This window comes from Profundibacterium mesophilum KAUST100406-0324, from assembly GCF_009835145.1.
GTDB classification, from domain to species: Bacteria; Pseudomonadota; Alphaproteobacteria; order Rhodobacterales; family Rhodobacteraceae; genus Profundibacterium; species Profundibacterium mesophilum.
On the sequence record NZ_APKE01000069.1, the window covers coordinates 1 to 1,190 of the forward strand.

Annotated in this window: 1 pseudogene; it reads right to left on the minus strand. The window is 61.7% G+C overall.

The features are described 5' to 3' along the window. Positions 1 to 18: 18 nt before the first annotated feature. Positions 19 to 1,150, minus strand: a pseudogene (locus PMES_RS16230) (IS3 family transposase). Positions 1,151 to 1,190 lie beyond the last annotated feature (40 nt).

Sequence of the window (1,190 nt, forward strand, 5' to 3'; positions counted from 1 at the left end):
TGAATAGCCCCGTGTTTCTTAGACGCCCTCGTGCCTCAGTTTCTGCTGCCGCTCGAACTCGAGGGGCGACAGCATTCCGTTCCGTGTGTGCTTGCGCTTTGGGTTGTAGAACATCTCGATGTAGTCGAACACGTCTCGCCTGGCTTCCTCTCGTGTGCGGTAGGTGCGAGGCCTGATCCTCTCGCGCTTGAGCAGGTTGAAGACGCTTTCGGCAACGGCGTTATCGTGGCAGTTGCCTCGACGGCTCATGGAATGCTCGAGGTCGTGGGCTTTCAGGAAAGCGGCCCAGTCCATGCTGGTGAACTGACTGCCCTGATCGGAGTGGATCAACACCTCGGCCTTCGGCTTTCTCCGCCATGTGGCCACGAGCAGAGCTTGGAGCACGACGTCGGTCGTCTGGCGCGACTGCATGGACCATCCGACCACGCGCCGAGAGAACAGATCGATGACCACAGCGAGGTAAGCGAAGCCTTCTCCAGGGTGTTGTCGACCACGACCGAGGGTTTGCCACGATACTTGCCTGGGCGGCGCCTGTAGCCGATCTGTGCCGCGTGATCCCGGCCAGCCTGGTCAGGCGCGCGACGCGGTTCAGGCAGACGTCTTCGCCCTGCTCGAGAAGATCGTCGTGAAGTTTGCGGTGCCCATGGACCTTGCCGCTTTCGACCCAAGGCCTCCTTTAGCAGTTCGGTCTGGCGGGCGTCTTCCTGGGCGCGCTTGCTGAGCGGCGACTTCACCCACGCATGGAAGCCGCTCGGCTGGATGCGCAGACACCGGCACATCGCCCTGACGGAGAACTGCCCGCGATGCTCGGCCACGAACGCGTATCTCACTTTGCATCCCTGGCGAAATACGCGCCGCCATTGTCGCTCGGACCAATGGCGCGCCAATGGCGACCCTTTTCTAGGATGTCACGTTCCTCCGAGACCCGCGCCAGCTCCTTCTTCAGGCGCCGGATCTCGGTGTCCTTCTCCGCCTCTCCCGATGACGCCTTCGCGAACTTCTTCTTCCAGGCGTAGAGCGGATACGGGCTGACCCCGAGCCGCTCCGACACCTCCCTTACCGGGTAGCCCCGCTCGGTGATCTGCGCGACCGCGTCCCGCTTGAACTCGTCGCTGAATTGTTGCTGCTCATCATGGCCTCCTTGCCTCAAAATTAGTGAAGAAGGCGTCCACAGAACACGGACCTATTCA